Source organism: Geodermatophilus amargosae (genome assembly GCF_900116515.1).
In the GTDB taxonomy this organism is placed as follows: domain Bacteria; phylum Actinomycetota; class Actinomycetes; order Mycobacteriales; family Geodermatophilaceae; genus Geodermatophilus; species Geodermatophilus amargosae.
In genome coordinates this window covers 67,123-87,896 of sequence record NZ_FPBA01000017.1, presented here as the reverse complement: position 1 = coordinate 87,896, position 20,774 = coordinate 67,123, and the positions used below count along the sequence as shown (strand labels likewise).

At 72.5% G+C, this 20,774-nt stretch carries 20 protein-coding genes; 14 read left to right on the top strand and 6 right to left on the bottom strand.

The annotated features are described in order from the left end of the window. Positions 1-11: 11 nt before the first annotated feature. Complete coding sequence (locus tag BM414_RS19680) at positions 12-1,298, bottom strand: ABC transporter substrate-binding protein (protein ID WP_175551695.1); 1,287 nt, start codon at positions 1,296-1,298, stop codon at positions 12-14. A 277-nt stretch (positions 1,299-1,575) separates the two neighbouring features. Between BM414_RS19680 and BM414_RS19675 the strand changes: the two genes are divergently transcribed. Continuing rightward, positions 1,576-2,334, top strand: coding sequence for a FadR/GntR family transcriptional regulator (locus BM414_RS19675; RefSeq protein WP_093582147.1), 759 nt, complete (start codon positions 1,576-1,578; stop codon positions 2,332-2,334). Between the two features lie 6 nt (positions 2,335-2,340). Here the strand turns inward: BM414_RS19675 and BM414_RS19670 are convergent, their stop codons facing one another. Genes BM414_RS19670 through BM414_RS19660 form a run of 3 tightly spaced genes read right to left on the bottom strand, consistent with a single transcriptional unit; the run spans position 2,341 to position 5,072 of the window. Next, positions 2,341-3,105, bottom strand: coding sequence for a crotonase/enoyl-CoA hydratase family protein (locus tag BM414_RS19670; protein ID WP_093582145.1), 765 nt, complete (start codon positions 3,103-3,105; stop codon positions 2,341-2,343). Next, on the bottom strand, positions 3,102-3,869 hold the full coding sequence (locus BM414_RS19665) for an SDR family NAD(P)-dependent oxidoreductase (protein ID WP_093582143.1): 768 nt from the start codon (positions 3,867-3,869) through the stop codon (positions 3,102-3,104). The genes BM414_RS19670 and BM414_RS19665 overlap by 4 nt, the downstream gene beginning before the upstream one ends. 12 nt (positions 3,870-3,881) lie before the next feature. Continuing rightward, a complete protein-coding gene (locus BM414_RS19660) occupies positions 3,882-5,072 on the bottom strand; it encodes a thiolase family protein (protein WP_093582141.1) in 1,191 nt (396 codons plus the stop codon). A gap of 140 nt (positions 5,073-5,212) precedes the next feature. On the opposite strand from BM414_RS19660, the gene BM414_RS19655 reads away from it, so the two are divergent. Genes BM414_RS19655 through BM414_RS19645 form a run of 3 tightly spaced genes read left to right on the top strand, consistent with a single transcriptional unit; the run spans position 5,213 to position 8,292 of the window. Then, the gene (locus BM414_RS19655; protein ID WP_093582139.1) at positions 5,213-6,343 is read left to right on the top strand and encodes an acyl-CoA dehydrogenase family protein; all 1,131 of its coding nucleotides are present in this window, start codon (positions 5,213-5,215) and stop codon (positions 6,341-6,343) included. Between the two features lie 25 nt (positions 6,344-6,368). Next, complete coding sequence (locus BM414_RS19650; protein WP_093582137.1) at positions 6,369-7,415, top strand: LLM class flavin-dependent oxidoreductase; 1,047 nt, start codon at positions 6,369-6,371, stop codon at positions 7,413-7,415. A 49-nt stretch (positions 7,416-7,464) separates the two neighbouring features. Then, a complete protein-coding gene (locus BM414_RS19645) occupies positions 7,465-8,292 on the top strand; it encodes a mycofactocin-coupled SDR family oxidoreductase (protein ID WP_093582135.1) in 828 nt (275 codons plus the stop codon). A 148-nt stretch (positions 8,293-8,440) separates the two neighbouring features. Here BM414_RS19645 and BM414_RS19640 read toward each other — a convergent pair whose 3' ends face one another. Both BM414_RS19640 and BM414_RS19635 read right to left on the bottom strand, forming a co-directional pair. Continuing rightward, positions 8,441-10,111 carry a flavin-containing monooxygenase gene (locus BM414_RS19640; protein ID WP_093582133.1) on the bottom strand — a complete coding sequence of 557 codons (1,671 nt, stop codon included), beginning with the start codon at positions 10,109-10,111 and terminating at the stop codon, positions 8,441-8,443. A gap of 67 nt (positions 10,112-10,178) precedes the next feature. Further along, complete coding sequence (locus BM414_RS19635; protein ID WP_093582132.1) at positions 10,179-11,120, bottom strand: alpha/beta hydrolase; 942 nt, start codon at positions 11,118-11,120, stop codon at positions 10,179-10,181. Between the two features lie 275 nt (positions 11,121-11,395). Here BM414_RS19635 and BM414_RS19630 point away from each other — a divergent pair, with 275 nt between their 5' ends. The 10 genes from BM414_RS19630 to BM414_RS19585 all read left to right on the top strand — a co-directional run bounded on the left by BM414_RS19630 (position 11,396) and on the right by BM414_RS19585 (position 20,690). Continuing rightward, positions 11,396-12,517 carry an NDMA-dependent alcohol dehydrogenase gene (locus BM414_RS19630; RefSeq protein WP_093582130.1) on the top strand — a complete coding sequence of 374 codons (1,122 nt, stop codon included), beginning with the start codon at positions 11,396-11,398 and terminating at the stop codon, positions 12,515-12,517. Between the two features lie 8 nt (positions 12,518-12,525). Beyond that, positions 12,526-12,972 (top strand): nuclear transport factor 2 family protein, encoded by a 447-nt coding sequence (locus tag BM414_RS19625; RefSeq protein WP_093582128.1) that lies wholly within the window; start codon positions 12,526-12,528, stop codon positions 12,970-12,972. A 66-nt stretch (positions 12,973-13,038) separates the two neighbouring features. Continuing rightward, positions 13,039-14,505, top strand: coding sequence for an aldehyde dehydrogenase (locus BM414_RS19620; RefSeq protein WP_093582126.1), 1,467 nt, complete (start codon positions 13,039-13,041; stop codon positions 14,503-14,505). Positions 14,506-14,666: 161 nt separating this feature from the next. Further along, positions 14,667-15,872, top strand: coding sequence for an ABC transporter substrate-binding protein (locus tag BM414_RS19615; RefSeq protein ID WP_093582124.1), 1,206 nt, complete (start codon positions 14,667-14,669; stop codon positions 15,870-15,872). A 123-nt stretch (positions 15,873-15,995) separates the two neighbouring features. Then, positions 15,996-16,883 (top strand): branched-chain amino acid ABC transporter permease, encoded by an 888-nt coding sequence (locus BM414_RS19610; RefSeq protein WP_093582230.1) that lies wholly within the window; start codon positions 15,996-15,998, stop codon positions 16,881-16,883. Continuing rightward, complete coding sequence (locus BM414_RS19605; RefSeq protein ID WP_093582122.1) at positions 16,880-17,884, top strand: branched-chain amino acid ABC transporter permease; 1,005 nt, start codon at positions 16,880-16,882, stop codon at positions 17,882-17,884. The genes BM414_RS19610 and BM414_RS19605 overlap by 4 nt, the downstream gene beginning before the upstream one ends. Next, complete coding sequence (locus BM414_RS19600; RefSeq protein WP_093582120.1) at positions 17,881-18,714, top strand: ABC transporter ATP-binding protein; 834 nt, start codon at positions 17,881-17,883, stop codon at positions 18,712-18,714. Before BM414_RS19605 ends, BM414_RS19600 begins: the two co-directional genes overlap by 4 nt. Further along, positions 18,707-19,423 (top strand): ABC transporter ATP-binding protein, encoded by a 717-nt coding sequence (locus BM414_RS19595; RefSeq protein ID WP_425432364.1) that lies wholly within the window; start codon positions 18,707-18,709, stop codon positions 19,421-19,423. The genes BM414_RS19600 and BM414_RS19595 overlap by 8 nt, the downstream gene beginning before the upstream one ends. Beyond that, a complete protein-coding gene (locus tag BM414_RS19590) occupies positions 19,423-19,911 on the top strand; it encodes a nuclear transport factor 2 family protein (protein WP_093582116.1) in 489 nt (162 codons plus the stop codon). The genes BM414_RS19595 and BM414_RS19590 overlap by 1 nt, the downstream gene beginning before the upstream one ends. Then, positions 19,908-20,690, top strand: coding sequence for an SDR family NAD(P)-dependent oxidoreductase (locus tag BM414_RS19585; RefSeq protein WP_093582114.1), 783 nt, complete (start codon positions 19,908-19,910; stop codon positions 20,688-20,690). Before BM414_RS19590 ends, BM414_RS19585 begins: the two co-directional genes overlap by 4 nt. Positions 20,691-20,774: the final 84 nt, after the last annotated feature.

Genomic DNA, 20,774 nt, shown 5'->3' with positions numbered 1-20,774 from the left:
GACCCCGCAGCTCACTGCTGCGACGCCGCCTGCAGCGAGGCCGCCACCTCGGCCGGTGTCGACTGGCCGGTGAGCACCGCCTGCATGCCGTCGAACATCGCCTCGTTGAAGGCCTCGGGCATGAGGACGTCGATGTTGTAGCCGAGCTCGCCGCCGCCCTCGGACAGCGCGGAGACCTGGTCGAGCACCTCGGCCAGCAGCGGGTCGACGTCGAGACCCTCGGTGTCCACGGGCCGGGCCGGGATGGACTGCAGGTTCTCCACCACCCACTGGCCGTGCTCCTCGGAGGCGAGGAAGTCCAGCAGCTGGATCGCGCCCTCCGGGTTGTCGGTGTTGGCGGCGACGAAGGGACCCGAGCCCAGGCCGCTGGCGAAGACGCCCTCGCCGTCGGGCGCGGGGAAGGGCACGTAGCCGGACTCGAAGTCGGCGGCGATGGCGAGGTCGTTCACGAACCAGCTGCCGGTGGGGATCATCGCCGCCTCGCCGGAGATGTACTGCGCCGTCATCGTGTCGTAGTCGACCGACACCGGGGACTCGCCCAGCCAGCCGTTGGTGTTGGCCTCCTGCCAGAAGGTCAGCGCGTCGACGACCTCGGGCGACTCCCAGGACCCCTCGCCGGAGAGCAGCGCCTCCATGCCGTCGGCACCCAGGGAGCTCGACAGCGCCATGCTCAGCAGGTGGCCGCCCGGCCAGCCCTCCTGGTCACCGAGGGCCAGGGGGACCAGGCCGGCCTCGCTGATGGTCCGGCACGCGGCCCGGAGGTCGTCGAGCGTCCGCGGCGGCTCGATGCCCAGGTCGGAGAGGACCTGGGTGTTGTAGTAGAGCCCGACGGTCTCCATCTCGCCCGGGATGCCGTACACCTTGCCGTCGTAGGTCACCCGCTCCTTGGCGAAGTCGTAGACCTCCCAGCCGTTCTCCTCGTAGGCGGCGGTGAGGTCGTAGAGGAGCCCGGCCTCCGCCAGGGCCCCGCCGAAGCCGGGGCCGGACCCCCAGTTGATGACGTCCGGGCCGTCCTCGGAGCGCAGCTGGGTCTGCAGCACCGTGCGCATGGTGTCGAGGTCGAGCTGCTGCACCTCGACGTCGATGCCCGAGGACTCCTCGAAGTCGGCGAGGTGCTCCTCGAGCCGGCTGAGCTCGTCGGCGTCCTCGAGCTGCTCGATCAGGTACCGCAGCGTGTTGGCGCCGCCGCCGTCCCCGCCTCCGCCTCCGCCCTCGTCGGACGCCCCCGTCTGCCCGGTGCACGCCGTCACCAGCAGACACACCGCCGAACCCAGCAGGACCTTCGGGGAGATGCGCACGGGTGGGCCCTTCGACGACGTCGTCCGAAACCGCGCGGAGCGCGGAGCGCGCATCGTCCGTCGGGGCAGGATGCGCCGTCAAGCCGACGGCCGGACCCGCCGACCGGGGCAGCGGGGCCGCCGAGGACCGGTGGTCGCGGCCGGTGCAGGTGGCCCGCTCCGGCGTCACCGGTGGGTCCACGGACGCACCGTCGGCGCCGGATCTCCAGGACAAGCCATTCTCATCAATATCAGGGATGTTCGGTCCGGTGATCCGGTCCCCGACTACCCTGGGGTCATGACGGCGATCACGCGGCCCCGCGCGGACGGGTCGGTCCCGCGCCCGATCAAGCGCGGAGCCAAGGTCGCGGAGGCGCTGGCGCAGGAGATCGTGCACGAGATCGTCTCCCGCAAGCTCCCGCCCGGGACCCTGCTGTCCTCCGAGGCGCAGATGCTCGAGGACTACGGCGTGGGGCGTGGCTCGCTGCGCGAGGCGTTGCGCATCCTCGAGGTGCACGGGCTGATCACGATGAAGCCGGGCCGCAACGGCGGCCCGATGGTCATCGAGGTCGGCACCCGCGACTACGGGCGGATGTCGACGCTGTTCTTCCACCTCGGGGGCATGACCTTCGGCCAGCTGGTCGAGGCCCGGCTGATCCTCGAGCCGATGATGGCCCGGCTGGCCGCCGAGCGGCGGGGCCAGGAGCTGGTGGGTCGGGTGGCCGACCCCGACGTGACGGCCGTCGAGGACGACGACGCCTACTACGACGCCACCACCCACTTCCACCGCGGCGTGGCCTCGATGTCGGGCAACCCGGTGCTCAACCTGCTCAGCGTCTCGCTCGAGGACATCTTCCGCGACCAGGTCAGCGGGTTCCTCTCGCCCAAGGACGAGCGCAAGCACGTGTTGGAGGTGCACGCCGCCATCGCCGCGGCCATCGCTGACGGCGACGCCGACGCCGCCGAGCAGCTCATGCGCGAGCACATGCAGGAGTACGCCGACTGGGTCACCAAGCGGCACCCGCAGCTGATGGAGCAGGTCATCAGCTGGCGGTGACCGGCCTCACCGCCCCCGCCACACCGGGGCGCGCTTCTCGGTGAAGGCCCGCGCGCCCTCCTTCGCGTCCTCCGACGCGCGGATCGGCGCGTAGACCTCCCACTGCCGGGCGAAGGCCTCCTCGGCCGGCCAGCCCTGGCCCTCGCTGAGGATCCGCTTGGTCCCCTGCACGGCCAGCGGGCCGTTGCCGGCGATCTGCCGGGCCAGCTCCAGTGCTGCCTCCAGCGCCTGCCCGGCCGGCACCAGCCGGTTGACCACCCCCGCGGCGTGGGCGTCGGCGGCGCCGATCCGGTCGCCGGTCAGCGCCCACTCGGTGGCCCGGGGCAGGCCGGCCTTGCGCGGCAGCCGCAGCAGCCCGCCGCCGCCGGCGAGCAGCCCGCGCCTGACCTCGGGCAGCCCGAACGACGCGCCCTCGCCGGCCACGATCAGGTCGCAGGCCAGCGCGATCTCGAAGCCGCCGGCCAGTGCCGGCCCCTCGACGGCGGCGATCAGCGGCTTGGCCGGCGGCCGTTCGACCAGCCCGGCGAACCCGCGGCCGGGGACGTGCGGCTTCTCCCCGGCCAGGAACGCCTTGAGGTCCATGCCCGCGCTGAACACCCCGCCGGCGCCGGTCAGCACGCCGACGAACAGCGAGTCGTCGGTGTCGAGCTGCTCCATGGCCGCGCCGATGCCCTCGGCCGCCGCCGTGTCGATCGCGTTCTTCGCCTGCGGGCGGTCGATGGTGACGACGAGGACGGCGCCGTCCCGCTCGACCCGGACCCCGGCACTCACTTCGGCTGCATCCGGATCGCGCCGTCGAGCCGGATCGTCTCCCCGTTGAGCATCGGGTTGTCCACGATGGCCAGCGCCAGGCGGGCGAACTCGTCGGGCACGCCGAGGCGCTTCGGGTGCGGCGTCATCTGGCCGAGCGAGTCGCGCACGTCCTGCGGCAGCCGGGCCAGGATCGGGGTGTCGAAGGTGCCCGGCGCGATCGTCACCACGCGGATCAGCTTGCTGGCGAGGTCGCGGGCGGCGACGAGCGTGAGCCCGACGATGCCGGCCTTCGACGAGGCGTAGGGGAGCTGGCCGATCTGGCCCTCCCACGCGGCCACCGACGCGGTGAGCACGCAGACGCCGCGCTCCTCGCCGTCGACCGGCTCGTGGGCGGCCATCCGCGCGGCGGCCTGGCTGAGCACGTTGAACGTCCCGATGAGGTTCACGCGCACGATGGACTCGTAGAACTCCAGCGACCCGGGCCTGCCCTCCTTGTCGACGACGCGCATGGCGCCGCCGCGGCCGGCGCAGTGCACCAGCGTGCGCAGCGGGGCGAGCTCGTCGGCCGCGGCGACCGCCGCGGCCACGGCGTCGGGGTCGGTGACGTCGGCCGCGGCGAAGCGCGTCTTGCCGCCGAGCTCGGCCGCGACGTCGGCACCGGCCGACGTCGGCAGGTCGACGAGGACGGTCGGCACGCCGCGCTCGACCAGACGGCGGGCGGTGGCCAGGCCGAGGCCGGAGGCCCCGCCGGTGACGACCGCGGACCCTGCAGTGACGTCCATGGGTTCAGCCCCTCAGTTCTCCGCCGACAGGTTCTCGATCACCATCGCGTTGGCCATCCCGCCGGCCTCGCACATGGTCTGCAGCCCGTACCGCTGCCCGGTGTCCTCGAGGAAGCCGAGCAGCGTGGTGGCCAGGCGCACGCCGGAGGCACCCAGCGGGTGGCCGAGGGCGATGGCGCCCCCGCGCGGGTTGAGCCGGGCGTCGTCGACGCCGAACTCGGCCTGCCAGGCCAGCGGCACCGAGGCGAAGGCCTCGTTGACCTCGACGGCGGCCATGTCCTCGATCGACAGGCCGGAGCGGGCCAGCAGCTTGTGGGTGGCCGGGATCGGCCCGGTGAGCATGAGCAGCGGGTCGTCGCCGGTGACGGCACTGGCCACGACCCGGGCCCTCGGCGTCAGCCCGAGGGCGGCGGCCCGCTCCTCGCTCATCACCAGCAGCGCGGCGGCGCCGTCGGTGAGCTGGGAGGAGTTGCCGGCGGTGATCCGCCAGCCCAGCGACGGGTAGCGGGCGGCGAGCGGATGGCCGGCGAAGGCCACCTTGAGCCCGGCCAGCCTCTCCGGCGTCGTCCCGGGGCGGATCGTCTCGTCGGCGGAGACGACGCCGTCGGGCGTGGTGACCGGGACGATCTCGCGGTCGAACACCCCGGACGCGGCGGCCTCGGCGGCGCGGGCGTGCGAGCGGGCGGCGTAGGCGTCCAGCTGCTCGCGGGTCAGCCCCCACTTGTCGGCGACCAGCTCGGCGGAGATGCCCTGCGGCACCAGGCCGGGGGAGTAGCGCTCGGTGACGCGCGGACCGTGCGGGTCGGCGTCGCCGCGGGCCGAGCCCATCGGCACCCGGCTCATCGACTCCACGCCGGCGGCGACCACGATGTCGTAGGCGCCGGCGACCACGCCCTGGACGGCGAAGTCCAGCGCCTGCTGACCCGAGCCGCACTTGCGCTCGATGGTCACCGAGGGCACCGAGTCCGGCCAGCCCGCCGCGAGGACGGCCTGCCGGCCCGGCGTCGCGGACTGCTCGCCGTTCTGGCCGACGCAGCCGACGAGGACGTCGTCGACGGTGGCGGGGTCGAGGTCGTTGCGGGCGGCGAGCGCCTGCAGCACCTGGGCGAGCAGGTCGACCGGGTGGACGCCGGAGAGCGCGCCTCCGGGCTTGCCGCGGCCCATCGGGCTGCGGACGGCGTCGACGATGACGGCAGCGGGCACGGTCCCGTCCTTCCTTACGCTGTGGTCGTTGACACAATAACCATGAGCACCAATAACATGGATAGGTCTGGTGAGCGGTTCTCCCGCGTCACCGGGCGGCTCCCGGCGACGGCGCCGGGGTGACCGAGAGGAGCGCACGCATGTCCTTCGAGCTGCCCGAGGCCCACCGCGACCTCCTGGAGCGGGCCTGGAAGACGGGGGACGAGGTGCGCTGGCGGGCCACCGAGGCCGACGCCGCCACCGACGTCGACCCGGTGATGCGCGAGGCGCTGCAGGCCAGCGGGCTGGTCTCGGTCACGGTCCCGGCCGCGCACGGCGGCGCGTCGGAGAACGTCGACCCGCTCGCGGTGACCGTCGTCCGCGAGGCCTTCGGCGGGGTGTCGGCGCACCTGGACTCGCTGTTCGCCATGCAGGGCATCGGCAGCTACGCGCTCTCGGTGGCCGGCAGCCCGCGGGTGCAGGAGGAGTGGCTGCCGCGCGTGCTCGCCGTCGAGGCGGTCGCGGCGCTGTGCCTCACCGAGCCCGACGTCGGCTCGGACCTGCGCTCGATCACCACCACCGTCGTCGAGCGCGACGGCGAGCTGGTCCTCGACGGGCACAAGTCGTTCATCACCAACGCCCCCGCGGCTGCTTTCTTCACCGTGCTCGCGAAGGAGGAGGCCGGGTTCTCGCTGGTGTTCGTGCCGGCCGGCACCCCCGGCGTCACGGTCACCTCCGGGCCCGACCTCATCGCCCCGCACGTCATCGGCGAGGTCCGCTTCGACGGCGTGCGCGTGCCGCTGGACTCCCGCGTCGGCCAGCCCGGGCAGGCCTTCCCGCTGGTGCTGCAGACGCTCGCCACCTTCCGGGTGTCGGTCGCCGGCTCCGCCGTCGGCCTGGCCCAGGCGGCGCTCGACGAGGCCGTCGCGCACACCACCGGCCGCGAGCAGTTCGGCACCTCGCTCGCCCGGCTGGGCCCGATCCCGCAGATGCTCGGCACCTGCTGGATGGAGGTCGAGCAGGCGCGGCTGCTCACCTACTCCGCCGCCTCCAAGGCCGCCGCCGACCCGCAGGGCGCGCTGCACTGGTCGTCGATGGCCAAGGTCGCCGCCACCGAGACCGCCTCGCGCGTGGCCGACCGCTGCGTGCAGATGATGGGCCGGTTCGGCGTGGTCACCGGCTCGACGATCGAGCGGCTCTACCGCAACGCCCGCCCGATGCGCATCTACGAGGGCGGCAACGAGGTGCTCCTGGGTCAGCTGGCGAAGACCCTGACCCGCCCCACCCGCTGACCCCGGCACAGAGAAGAGGACCGCCATGGTCGCCGTCGGCATGCTGCTCTCCGACGTCCCGAGCTCCGTCCCACCCGCCCAGCAGTTCGACGACGTCCGACGCATCGTCGCCGCCGCGCAGCAGGCCGGGATGACCTACATCGCGATCGGCCAGCACTTCCTCTACGGGGACCTGCGCTGGCTGCAGCCGGTGCCGCTGCTCGCGCGGCTGGCCGCCGAGTGTGACCGGGAGACCCGGCTGGCCACGCAGATCATGATCGCGCCGCTGTACCACCCGGTGCTGCTGGCCGAGGAGCTCGCCACCCTCGACGTGGTCACCGAGGGCCGGCTGGTCTTCGGCGCCGGGATCGGCTACCGCCCCGAGGAGTTCGAGTACCTCGGCGTCCCCTTCAAGGAGCGCGCCGCCCGCACCGACGAGATCCTCGAGCTGCTCGTGAAGCTCTGGACCCAGGACGAGGTCACCCACCACGGGCGGTTCTGGCAGCTGGAGGGCGTCAAGCCGCACCTCAAGCCGGTGCAGAGCCCGCACCCGCCGATCTGGGTGGGCGCGCAGAGCGTCGCGGGCGCCCGGCGGGCCGGGCGGTTCGGCGACGGCTTCCCGGTGACCCCCGAGGCCACCTACGAGGAGATCGAGGAGCGCTTCGCGGCGGTCCGCGAGGGCTTCGCCGCCCGCGGCAAGCCGTTCGGCCCGCAGCCGGTGCGCCGCAACGTGCTGGTCGCCGGGTCCCGGGACGAGGCGCTGGTCGAGTACGCCCGGGTGTCGAAGGGCAAGTACCTGTCCTACGCGAGCAAGGGCATGAAGTACGCCGGCGACGCCGAGACGCTCGACCGCGACTTCCTCACCACCGTCGCCCAGCACGCCGTCGTGGGCAGCGACGCCGAGGTGGTCGCCCAGCTCACCGACCTGTGCACCCGCTTCCCGGTCGACCCGCTGCTGCTGCGGCCGCAGTGGCCGTCGATGTCGGCCGACGACACCATCGCCGCGATCGAGCGGCTGGGGCGGGAGGTGGTGCCGGCCATCCGCGCGCTGCCCACCCCGCAGCCCGAACCCGTGCCCGCGGGCATGGCCTGACTGGACCTGGCCCGACGTGGACACGGCCTGAGGAGACTGGAGGACGGACATGGGACGGTTCGACGGGAAGGTCGCGCTGGTCACCGGTGGCGCGCGCGGTCAGGGACGCTCGCACGCGGTGCGGCTGGCGGCCGAGGGTGCCGACGTCGCCGTGGTCGACGTCGTGTCGCAGTTCGACTCGGTGCAGTACGCGATGTCGACGCCCGACGACCTCGCCGAGACCGAGAAGCTGGTCCGCGAGCACGGGCGGCAGTTCCTCGGCATCGTCGGCGACGTGCGCGACGTCGAGCAGGTGGACGCCGCCGTGGCGCAGGTGGAGGAGCAGTTCGGCGGCGTGGACCTGGTGTGCGCCAACGCCGGGATCCTGCCCTCGACCGGCCCGCACGCCCAGCGGCTGGAGGCGTGGCACGACACGGTCGCCACGAACCTCTCCGGCGTCTTCTACACGCTGCGCGCGGTGACGCCGGGCATGGTCGACCGCGGCCGCGGAGGGGCGATCGTCATCACCGGGTCGACGTCGAGCTTCCGCGGCGTCGCCTACAAGACCGAGATGCTCAACCCGGGGCACATGGCCTACGGGGCGGCGAAGGCCGGCGTCCTGGCCCTGATGCGCAACTACGCCATGGCGCTGGGGAAGCACGGCATCCGGGTCAACACGGTCATCCCGGCCGGCGTCGACACCCCGATGATCAGCAACGAGTTCTTCACCAAGGATCTGCAGGCCGACGCCCCGCCCGGGTGGATGGCCAACGTCATGGAGCGCGGTCCGGTCCAGCCCGGCGACATCTCCGACGCCGTCCTGTTCCTGCTGTCGGACCAGGCGAAGTACGTGACCGGCACGGCGCTGCCGGTCGACATGGGCACGCTGCTCATCTGAGCCGTCGCGCCCGTCGTCGACCTGCTGTCGTCCCAGCCCGTCCGGGACCGCAGCAGGTCGACACCCGACGCCGTCGACCGTCCCGCGCGCACGACAGGAGGGGGAGGGCGCCCGCGGGCGCCCTCCCCCTCCCGTCGTGCGCGGGGACTCAGCTCATGCCGGCGGCCACCCGCATCGGCCGGCGGACGAAGCCCTCGTAGCCGTTGGCCGCGACCTGGTCGCACTTCTCCCGGTAGACGCCCACCCCGCCGATGTAGGGCATGAACACCCGCGGCTTGCCCGGCACGTTCGAGCCCATGTACCAGGAGTCGGCGGTCGGGTAGAGCGTCATGTGCCCCACCTCGTCGACGTGTGCGGTCCACTCGTCCTCGGCCTCGACCGTGGGCTCCATCGTCGACAGCCCCTCGGCGCGCATCGCGGCGATCGCGTCGGCCACCCACTCCACGTGCTGCTCGATCGAGGTGACCATGTTGGAGAGGACCGACGGGCTGCCCGGACCGGTGATGGTGAACAGGTTCGGGAACCCCGCGACCTGGATGCCCAGGTAGGTCCGCGGACCGGCGTGCCACTTGTCCTGGAGCCGCACGTCACCGCGACCGCGGATGTCGACCGCCGTCAGCGCGCCGGTCATCGCGTCGAAGCCCGTGGCGAAGACGAGGTCGTCGAACTCGAACTCCGCCTGGGTGGTGCGCAACCCCCGGTGGGTGATCTCCACGATCGGCGTCTTCCGCACGTTGACCAGGCGCACGTGCGGCAGGTTGTAGGTCTCGTAGTAGTTCGTGCCGAGACACGGCCGCTTGGTGCCGAAGGGGTGGTCGTGCGGCTGCAGGGCGGCGGCCGTCTCCGGGTCCTCGACGATCTCGGCGATCCGGTCCCGGACGAACTGGGCCGCGGTGTCGTTGGCCGCCTGGCTGGTGATCATGTCGTTGTAGCTGACCAGCATGTCGACGAGGTTGTTGTCCTCGTCGTACCAGACGCTCTCGTAGCGTGCCTGCCGCTCCTCGGCGGGGACCTCCAGAGCCGACTTCTCAGGCGTCGGGACGGCGATGCCGAAGCCCGACTCCCGCGCCGCCTGGCGGACCTCGGCGTAGCGCGCCTTGACCGAGCGCTGGTGCTCCGGGTCGATCGGGTGGTTGCGGGCCGGCAGCACGAAGTTCGGCGTCCGCTGGAAGACGGTCAGCTCGGCGGCCTGCTCGGCGACGAGCGGGATGGCCTGGACGCCGGAGGAGCCGGTGCCGATGACGGCGACCCGCTGCCCGCTGAAGTCCACGCCCTCGGCGGGCCAGTGCCCGGTGTGGAACCAGCGGCCGCGGAAGAGGTCGAGCCCCGGGACCTCCGGCACCTTGGACGCCGAGAGGCACCCGGTGGCCATGACCACGTACTGCGTGGACAGCTGGTCACCCCTGTCGGTGCGCACGTGCCAGCGCTCGACGTCCTCGTCGAAGACCGCCTCGGTGACCCTGGTCCCGAGCCTGATGTCACGGCGCAGGTCGAACCGGTCGGCGACGTGGTTGACGTAGCGGAGCAGCTCGTCCTGGGGCGGGTACTTCTCCGTCCACTCCCACTCCTGCTCCAGGTCGGAGTCGAAGGAGAAGCTGTAGTCCATGCTCTTCACGTCGACCCGGGCGCCGGGGTAGCGGTTCCAGTACCAGGTGCCGCCGACGCCGTCGCCCTTCTCGAAGACCTGCACCGTCAGGCCCATGCCGCGCAGCTTGTGCAGCATGTACAGGCCCGACATCCCGGCACCGACGATGACGGCGTCGACCTCGGGGACGCCCTTCACCGCGGTGCGCGACGGCTGCTGGTTCGGCTGGTTCATGTGCTCGTGTTCCTCTCGGGGGAGTCTCCGGGACGCCCGTGCCGCGCGACCCGGGAGGGGCGCAGGATCAAGCGGGCTGGGTGGTGAGCTGCCGGTCGACGGCCTCGGCCACGTAGGTGATGCCGGCGTCGCTGCCGGGGAGCACGTTGACCATCGTGAAGAAGCCGTGCATCTGACCGTCGAAGACGCGCGACTGCACGGGCACGCCGGCCGCGGCGAGCGCGTCGGCGTACTCCTGGCCCTCCTGGCGCAGCATGTCGTGCTCGGCGAGCAGGACGACGGCCGGTGGCAGGCCGGAGTGGTCCTCGAGCTTGGACGGTGAGGCTTCCGGGTGCTGTCGCATGTCGTGCTCAGGGGCGTAGAGGTCCCAGAACCACACCATCGACTCGCGGGTGAGCAGCGTCTGGTTCTCGGGGTCGCGGTAGGTCTCGTTGTCCAGGTTGCAGTCGGTCACCGGGTACACGAGGACCTGCATCGCGATGGCCGGCCCGCCGGCGTCGCGCGCCTTGTGCGCGACGATCGCGGCGAGGTTCCCGCCCGCGCTGTCGCCGGCGACGACGAGTGGCACGCGGACCCCGGCGATCTCCTCGAGGTGCTCGTCGATCCACCGCAGCGCCGCCCAGGAGTCGTTCACGGCCGCCGGGTAGGGGTTCTCCGGCGCCATCCGGTAGTCGACGAGCACGACTGCGCACCCGGTGCGCTGGGCGAGGGTCTTGCCGAGCGTCTCGAACTCCGGCAGTGCGCCGATCACCCAGCCACCGCCGTGGTAGTAGACGACCACGCCTCGTGGGCTCTCGTTCGGCACGAGGACGTGCAGCGGGATCGCGTACCCGTCGTCCGCCGGCGCGCTCGTCATCTCCGCCCGGTGCACCTCGGGCCCGGGCCCGTACATCTCACCGAGGGTCGCGGTCAGACCGCGGGCCTCCTCCGGGGTCATCTCGTGCAGCGGCTTGGCGCCGCTCTCGGCCATCTGCGTGAGCAGTGCCGTCGTCGCCTCGTCCAGGGCCATGTCGCCTCCAGGGGTGTCCGCGCGGGTGTGCGACCGGATGGCTGTCCCACCATCGGGTGACTCAGACCACACAAACTAGGTAGACCATGCGCAGGGACACAAGCCTCGTCCGGCGCGTCCCGTAGAACCTGCGAAAGATGCGCATGGACTCTTCCGCCAGGCCGACGGGTGTGGCTACGGTCACCCTGCCGGGCCTGCAGACGCCTCTCCGGTCGCCGGCCCGCCTACGACCCCGGGAGCGACGACGCCCCGGGACCGTCCATCGAGGGAGCGCCGTGAAGACCGTCGGAGCACTGCTGTGGGAGCCCGGGACCCGTTCGGGGTGGAGCGTCGAGGAGATCGAGCTCGACCCGCCCAAGCGCGGCGAGGTGATGGTCAAGCTGACCTCCTCGGGCATCTGCCACAGCGACGACCACCTCGACACCGGGGACATCCCGCTGGGCTGGGCGCCGATCATCGGCGGCCACGAGGGGGCCGGGGTCGTCACCGAGGTCGGCCCCGAGGTCACCGACCTCGCCGAGGGAGACCACGTCGTCCTCTCCTTCCTGCCCTCCTGTGGCAAGTGCCGGATGTGCGTGGCCGGTCGCGGCAACATGTGCGTCCTCGGCGCGGGCGTGCTCGCCGGCTACGCGCCCGACGGCACCCACCGCATCCACGCCCGCGGCCAGGGCGTCGGGGCGATGAGCTACCTCGGCACCTTCAGCCCCTACGTCACGGTGCCGGTCGACTCGGCGGTGAAGATCGACCCGTCGATCCCGCTGATGCCGGCGTCGCTGATCGGCTGCGGTGTCCCCACCGGCTGGGGTTCCGCGGTCTACGCGGCCGAGATCCAGCTGGGCGACACCGTCGTCGTCCTCGGCACCGGGGGTGTCGGCATGAACGCCGTCCAGGGCGCGGTGCACCGCGGCGCGCGGAACATCGTCACGGTCGACCCGGTGCCCTTCAAGCAGGAGAAGGCCAAGCAGTTCGGCGCCACCCACTCGGTGGGGTCGTTCGAGGAGGCCCAGAAGGTCATCGAGCACATGACCAACGGCCAGGGCGCCGACCGCGTGATCGTCACCGTCGACGTCGCCCGCGGGGAGATCGTCGAGCAGGCCAACCAGCTCACCCGCCGCGGCGGCGTCATCGTGCTGACGGCCGCCGCGCCGGTGCTGCAGCGCGACGTCCAGTTCGACCTGTTCAGCTTCGCGATGTCGGGCAAGCGGCTGCAGGGCTCGCTCTACGGGACGACGAACTCGAAGAACGACATCCCGCTCATCGCCGAGATGTACAGGAGCGGTCAGTTCAAGCTCGACGAGCTGATCACCAAGACCTACAAGCTCGAGGACATCAACGAGGCCTTCGCCGACATGCGCGAGGGCAAGAACATCCGCGGCGTCATCGTCTACGACGACTGAGGCCCGCGATGACGCTGACCCGGCCCGACACCCGGGTGGCCGACCTGCTCGACATCCAGCGGGCCACCCACGTCTACGCCCGCGGCCTGGACCGCTTCGACCCGCAGGAGGCCGCGTCGGCGTTCACCGACGACGCCGTCTGGGACGCCACCGCCGTCGGCCTCGATCGGTTCGAGGGGCGCGCGGCGATCCTCGGCTTCTTCGAACGGGACGCCGCGGCGATCGCCGACCAGTTCCACGTCATCACCAACCACGTCGTCGACCTCGACGACGACGGGACGACGGCGAGCGGCACCAACTACGTGTTCTCCGAGGGCCACACGAGGAGCGGTGCCTCGTTCAAGGCGATCGCGCTCAACGAGGACACCTACCGCCGCACGCCCGGGGGCTGGCGCATCGCCACCCGCCGGATCTCCGCACTCACCCCACCCGAGCTCGAGGGCTTCGATGCCTGACCGCCGCATCCCGACCCCAGCGGCAGAAATGGCCATTTCCGCCGCTCTCGACCTGGAAGGACCGGCATGACCACAGTGGAGGAGCGCGCCGGGACCGGCGTGCGCTCGTTCGACAAGCTCTTCATCGGCGGCCACTGGGTGCCGCCGGCCACCGACGAGGTGATCGAGGTCGTCAGCCCGATCACCGAGCAGGTCGTCGCCACCGTCCCGCACGCGAGCCCGGCCGACATGGACGCCGCGGTCGCCGCCGCGCGGAAGGCGTTCGACGAGGGGCCGTGGCCGCGGATGTCGCCGGCCGAGCGGGCCGCGGCGCTGCGCCGGGTGGGGGAGGAGGTGGGCAAGCGGATCCCGGAGATGGAGACCTCCTTCACCATCGAGATCGGCGCGCCCGCGATCATCAGCAAGGCGTTCCACGCCAACGCCACCGCGATGTGGGACGACGCCGCCACGCTGGCCGCCGACCTCCGGCTGGAGGAGCGCCGCGCCGTCGCGGGCGGCGGTGAGGCGACGATCGTCAAGGAGCCGGTCGGCGTCGCGGCGGTGATCATCCCCTGGAACGGGCCGGTCGCCACGGCCTCGCTGAAGATCGCTCCCGCGCTGGCCGCGGGCTGCACCGTCGTGCTCAAGCCCGCACCCGAGGGCCCGGTGTCGGTGATGATCCTGGCCGAGGCGCTGGAGGCGGCGGGTCTGCCCGACGGCGTCATCAGCGTGCTGCCCGGCGGTCGCGAGGTCGGCGAGCACCTGGTGAAGCACGTCGACGTCGACAAGGTGTCCTTCACCGGCTCGACGGCGGCCGGCCGCCGGATCATGGCGCTGTGCGCCGAGCGGATCGCCCGCGTGACGCTGGAGCTCGGCGGGAAGTCGGCGGCGATCGTGCTGCCCGACGCCGACGTCTCCGCCGTCGCGCAGACGGTCACCTTCGCCGGCGTCGGCAGCTCGGGCCAGGTCTGCGCCGCGCTCACCCGCCTCGTCGTCCCGCGGGACAGGCAGGACGAGGTGGTCGAGCAGGTCAAGGCGATCATGGAGTCGCTCCCGGTCGGTGACCCCCGCGAGGAGGGCACCGTGCTCGGCCCGCTGGCCGCCGAACGGCAGCGCGACCGGGTGGAGGGCTACATCCGCACCGGGATCGAGGAGGGCGCGCGCCTGGTCACCGGTGGCGGGCGGCCGCCGGGGCTGGACACCGGCTACTACGTCCAGCCGACGCTGTTCGCCGACGTCGACAACGCCATGCGCATCGCCCAGGAGGAGATCTTCGGCCCGGTGATCGTGGTGATCCCCTACGACACCGTCGACGACGCCGTCCGCATCGCCAACGACTCCCAGTACGGCCTGTCCGGCGCGGTGTTCACGGCGGACCAGGCGGCGGGGGAGGCGATCGCCCGGCGGGTGCGCACCGGCCAGATCTACGTCAACGACTGGGGGATGTGCGTCACCCAGCCCTTCGGCGGCTACAAGCAGTCCGGTCTCGGCCGGGAGGGCGGTCCGGAGGGCATCGCCGGCTTCCTCGAGACGAAGATGATCCAGGGCATCTGAGCCCGGACGATCGCACGGGACGACGGCCCCACCCGCTCTGCCGGGTGGGGCCGTCGGCCTGTCCGCCGCCTTCCGGGCCGGCTCTCGGCGGGCCCTTTACACGGGAACGACCACCCCCTATGGTCCCCGTCACACGATGCCAATGATGCGCATCATTAGAAGTGATCGGAGCCACCGTGGACCTCGACCTGCAGCGTCGCCGCCGGCGCGCCGTCCTGGCCGGTCTGACGGCCGCCGTCCTGATGGGCACCGCAGCCTGCGGAGGGAGCGACGACGGCGGCGGCGGCTCGGCCGACGGTCTCCCGAAGACGATCAAGCTGGTCTCGGTGAACCCGACCACCGGCGTGGTGGCCTTCGCCGGGAACGCGGCCAACCAGGGCTACCAGCTGGCGATCCAGGAGATCAACGACTCCGACCTGCTGGAGGGATCGCAGCTCGAGCTCGAGCTGGTCGACACCCGCAGCGAGCCGCAGACGGCGGCCCAGGAGGCGACCACGGCGATCGCCGACTCCGAGGTGGCGGCCATCTTCGGATCGGTCTCCAGCAACGAGGCGATCGCGATGTCCCCGCTCCTGCAGCAGCGCGGCCTACCGGTGATCTACACCCAGGCCGGCAGCGACGGCGTCGTCGTCGGTGACTACACCTGGCGCGCGACCCCACTGATGAGCTCCTACTACCCGATCCTGTCGCGGTACGTGGAGGAGCAGGGCTTCTCCTCCCTGGGCGTCCTCTACACGAGCGCGACGCCGACGCTGCAGGAGGTGGGCAGCGAGACCGTCCCGCAGATGGCCGAGGACCTCGGCATCGAGATCACCGCGAGCATCGACATCCCGGCGACGACGCAGGACTACTCGGCGCCCATCTCGCAGGTCCTCGAGAGCGAGCCCGACGCGGTGGTCGCGCTGCTCGTCGGCGCGGCCAACGTCACCGTCATGCAGCAGCTGCGCCAGGCCGGCTACACCGGGCCGGTCCTCGGCAACTCGGGCGCCAGCGCGGGCAACCTGGTCCCGGCCGGCGCCGACGGCGCGGACATGGTCTGGCCGGTCGACTTCAACTTCCAGCAGACTGCCGAGTCCAGCCAGGCCTTCGTGGAGGCCTACCGCGCCGAGTACGGCGAGGACCCGCTCAACTACGCCGCCGAGGCCTACGACGCCGCCTGGTTCCTGGCCCGCTCGATCGCGGCCGCCGGCTCGGCCGACCGCGAGGCCATCAAGGACGCCATGGTCACCCAGGCCGAGGAGACCTTCGACGGCGCGCTCGGCGAGGGCCTGAGCTGGGAGGACGGCACCATCGTCGTCCCCGGTGTCGTCGTCCGGTGGACCGGTGAGGGCGAGGAGCTCCTCTACGAGGGCACGGGCGAGGCCTGACCGAGACCCCGGACGGGGTGGGCGGGCGTTCCCCCACCCCGTCCGCGGCACGAGTCCGTCGGACCACCCACCAGGGACGGGAGACCCGGTGACAGCACACCAGCAGCGACGAGGGGAGGCGTGATGCAGGACCTCGTCAGCGTCGTCACGCTCGGCTCGGTCTACCTGCTCTTCGCCCTCGGGATGAGCATCACCTGGGGCACGATCGACATCCTCAACTTCGCCCACGGCTCGGTCTTCATGTTCTCGGCCTTCTCGGCGTCGCTGGTCCTGGAGCAGACGACGCTGGGGCTGGTGCCGGTGCTGCTCATCGGCGTGGCCGTCGGCGCCCTGCTGTCGGTGCTCATCCAGGTGCTGGCCTTCGAGCAGATCCTCCGGCGGGCGAAGGACCGGCGCAGCGCCGAGATGCAGATCCTCATCGGTGGCATCGGGGTGGCGATCATCCCGCTGGCCATCGCCCAGCACCACACGCAGAGCAACCCCTTCGGCCTCAACGCCTCCAGCTTCACCGTCGAGTCGCTGAGCCTCGGCGGCCTGCGGGTCACCAACATCCAGGTGCTGACCGTGGTGCTGGCGCTCGCGCTGTGGGCGGCCGCGGCGGTGTGGCTGCAGCGGTCCCGGCAGGGCCTGGCGCTGCGGGCCATCGGCGTCGACGCGCAGACCGCCGCGCTCATGGGTGTCGACCGGCGCCGCCTGGCCCTGGTCACCATGGCCGTCTCCGGCGCGATGGCGGGCCTCTCCGGCGTCCTGTTCACCTACTCGCTCGGTGCCATCACGGCCGAGAGCGGGGACACCCTCCTGGTCAAGGCGTTCGCCTGCATCATCCTCGGCGGCGTCGGCAGCATGCTCGGCGTCGCCTTCGGCGCCTACCTGCTGGCCGCCGCGGAGGTCGTGATCCTCACCCAGACCAACGGGTCCTGGGTCGAGGCGGTGAGCTTCGGGCTGATCTTCCTCGTCCTGCTCGTGCGGCCCGCCGGCGTGTTCGGCCGCAAGGAGGTGCGGCGCACGTGAGTGACTTCTTCTCCTCGAACCTGGTCCTCGTCCAGTCGACGCTCAGCGGGCTGATCCTCGCGCTGTCGATCCAGGTGCCGCTGCGGATGGGCGTCTTCTCCTTCGCGGGCGCGGGCTCCTACGGCATCGGCGCCTACGCCGCCGGCATCCTCGTGCTGCGCTACGAGTTCGGTGCCCTGACCGCGATCGCCCTGACCGTCGTCGGCACCGCGGTGATCGGGTTCCTGCTCGGGGCGGTGATCAGCAAGCTCAACGGCCTCTACCTGGCGATGGCCACGGTCGCCTTCGACCTGATCATCAGCGTCGTCGCCATCAACGGCGGCGAGCTGACCGGCGCCTCCACCGGCCTGTTCGGCATCCTCACCGACTTCACGATGACCCAGATGGTCGCGCTGACCGTCGCGGCGCTCGCCCTGGTCGCGATGTCGGAGGTGGGCCGCCTCGGCCGCCGGGTCGACACGGTCCGCGACGACCCCGAGCTCGCGGCGTCGATGGGCATCAACGTCCGGCGCTACCGGCTGGCCGCCTTCGTGGTCAGCGGCGCCCTCGGCGGGCTCGCGGGGGCGATGAACGTCCTCGTGCGCAGCACCGTCGGCCCGCTCGACATCGGCTTCGGGCTCATCGTCCTGGCGCTCACGATGATCATCGTCGGCGGTTCGCGGTCGTGGAAGGGCGCCCTGATCGGGGCGGTCATCTTCACCTGGCTGCCCGACCTGCTGACCGTCATCGGCGAGTGGCAGGAGCTGGTCTACGGCGTCATCGTCGCGATCGCGGCCATCCTGCTGCCGCGCGGGATCTACGGCGTCCTCCAGGACGGCTGGCGGTGGGCCCAGCGCACCCGCCGGGACCGGCGCGCGGCGGCCCGGGGCGGACCGGTGGTGGACGACGACGGCGGCCTGCGACCCCAGGAGGACGAGGCCGCCGTCCTGGCGGCGCAGGCGGCCGACCAGCCGCACCGGGAGCTCGACCAGCTGTCGAGCCGGCCGCAGGGGGCATCGTGAGCACGTCCGTTCCGCAGACCGGCACCTCCGGCCCGCCCGGCCCGGCCGGCACGACACCCGTCCTCGAGCTGCGCGACGTCGCGGTGCACTTCGGCGGCGTCAAGGCCGTCGACGGCATCTCGCTGCAGCTGGAGTCCGGGCTGATCTACGGGATCATCGGCCCCAACGGCTCGGGCAAGAGCACGCTGATCGCCGCGGTCACCCGGCTGACCCCACTCACCCGCGGCGAGCTGCTGCTCGACGGCCGGCCGGTGCACGACGTGGCGGCCTCCCGGCTGGCCGGGCTCGGCGTGGCCCGCACCTTCCAGACCGTGCGGCTGCTGCCGGACCTCACCGTCCGGGCCAACGTCCAGATCGGCGCCGACGCCCGCTCCGGGGACGAGGCGCAGCAGCGGCGCGGACCGGCCGGGTGGCTGCGGCCGCGTGCGGCGTCGCCGGCGGTGGCCGAGGCCGTCGCCCGGACGCGGCTGGAGGGCTTCGAGGACCACTACCCGTCGGAGCTGTCCTACGGCACGCAGCGCCGGGTCGAGATCGCCCGGGCGATCGCGATGGGCCCGCGGCTGCTGCTGCTCGACGAGCCGACCGCGGGGATGAACCAGACCGAGCGTGCGGAGATCTCCGCCCTGATGCGGAGCATGCGCACCGACGGTCTGTGCCAGCTGCTGGTCGAGCACGACGTCCAGATGATGATCGACACCTGCGACTACGTGTTCGCCATGAACTCCGGCCGGCTGATCGCCCAGGGCGCGCCCGCGGACGTCGTCCAGGACCCGGCCGTCCAGGAGGCCTATCTCGGGAGGAAGTGGCGCGACCATGCTCGAAGTGAGTGACCTGCACGTCGCCTACGGCAAGATCGAGGCGGTCCGCGGGGTCAGCCTCTCGGTCGCACCGGGGCGGATCACGCTGGTGCTCGGCGCGAACGGCGCCGGCAAGAGCACGACGCTCAAGGCCCTCGCCGGCCTGGTGCCCGCGCAGCGCGGCTCGGTCGTCCTCGACGGCGCCGAGGTGCTCGGCCAGGCCCCGCACCGGCTGGTCCGGCGCGGCCTGGCGCTGGTCCCCGAGGGGCGCCGGGTGTTCGGCCCGCTCACCGTGGCCGAGAACCTGCGGATGGGCGGCTACACGGCCGGCAAGCGGCTCCTCGAGTCGACGCTGGCGAAGGTCTACGACACGTTCCCGATCCTCGCCGAGCGGCGCGACGGTGCGGCCGGCCTGCTCAGCGGCGGTGAGCAGCAGATGCTCGCCTTCGGCCGGGCCCTGATGTCGCAGCCGAAGGTGATGCTCATGGACGAGCCGTCGATGGGCCTGGCGCCGGTGGTCGTCGACTCGATCCTGGCCGGTGTCCGGCAGATGGCCGACGACGGCATCGGGATCCTCATGGTCGAGCAGAACGCCGAGGCCGGCCTCGACCTCGCCGACGAGGTCGTCGCCGTGGCCCGGGGCGAGGTCGTCTACACGGGCGCTTCCGGGGACGCCCGCAACCACGCCTCGGTGCTGCGCGCGTTCCTCGGCGAGGCCGCCCTCGCGGGGCGGGAGGGGTGATGGCGCCGCTCGCCGGCGACGACGCCGCCCTCCTCGGCGCCCGCAGCGCCCGGCTCTACGCCCGCTACGCGCTGGCCGTCGACCGCGGGGACCTCGACGCCCTGCGCGCGATGGTGACCGAGGACGTCGGGGTCACGCGCGGGGACCTGCCGGCCGAGTCCGGGGTCGAGGCGTTCCTCGACGTCTACCGCGCGCACGTCGCGATGGCCATCCCGGTGTGCCGGCACGTGGTCACCAACGTGCTCGCCGAGCGGGCCGGGGACGTCGTCACGACCTCGGCCTACTTCCAGGCCACGATGTTCGAGGAGGGCCGGACCCGGGTGGTCACCGGCACCTACGCCGACGACCACGTGGAGCGCGACGGCGAGCTGCTCATCGCGCACAAGCGCATCTCCGTCGACCGGGTGCTGCACCTGCCCGCGGCCGAGGCCCGCTTCGCGCACGCGGGCACCCCGGAAGCGGTGGCGGAGTCGGCGGGCCGGTCGTGAGCGCCGACGTCGAGGCCGCGCCGGCGCCGGTCCCCGCGACGGCTGCGCGCCCGCGCGGCGTCGTCGTCACCGGCGCGGCCCAGGGCATCGGGCGGGCGATCGCCCGGGGGTTCGCCGAGGCCGGGTCCGCGGTGGTCGCCGTGGACGTCTCCCCGGACCTCGCCCCGCTCGGGACCGGGCACGACGCCGTCGTCGGCGACGCGGGCGACCCCGACGTCCTCGCCCGCGCGGTCGCCCGCGCCGCCGAGCTCGGGGAGGGCCTGGCCACCTTCGTCGCCAACGCCGGCGTGACCTCGCCGGGGGAGACGGTCGGCTACCCGCTCGCCGAGTGGGACCGCCTGCTCGACGTCAACCTGCGGGCGGCGTTCGTCGGTGCCCAGGTGGCCCGGCAGGCGATGGGCCCGGGCGGCAGCATCGTCATGGTCTCCTCGATCTGCGCCGTCCAGGGCTTCGCCGCCCGGGCCTCGTACTGCGCGTCCAAGGCCGGGATCGAGGGGCTGGTCCGCTCCCTGGCCGTGGAGTGGGGAGCCGACGGCATCCGCGTCAACGCGGTCGCCCCGGGCACGGTGGCCACCGACATGCAGCGGGCGATGATGGCCAGCGGGCGCGCGTCCCCTCAGCGCTACCTCGACCGGATCCCGATGGACCGCTTCGGGGAGCCGTCGGAGATCGCCGACGCCGCGGTCTGGCTGGCCTCGTCGCGGGCGAGCTACGTCACCGGCGTCGTGCTCCCCGTGGACGGTGGCTGGGCCATCGGCGGGCTCCCCGCCCGGGCCTGAGTCCGGTCCGCGACCCGCGGACACCACTGGTCAAACAACCATGCACATGATTAGGTGGGTTCACGTCCGCACGTGGGGTGCGGG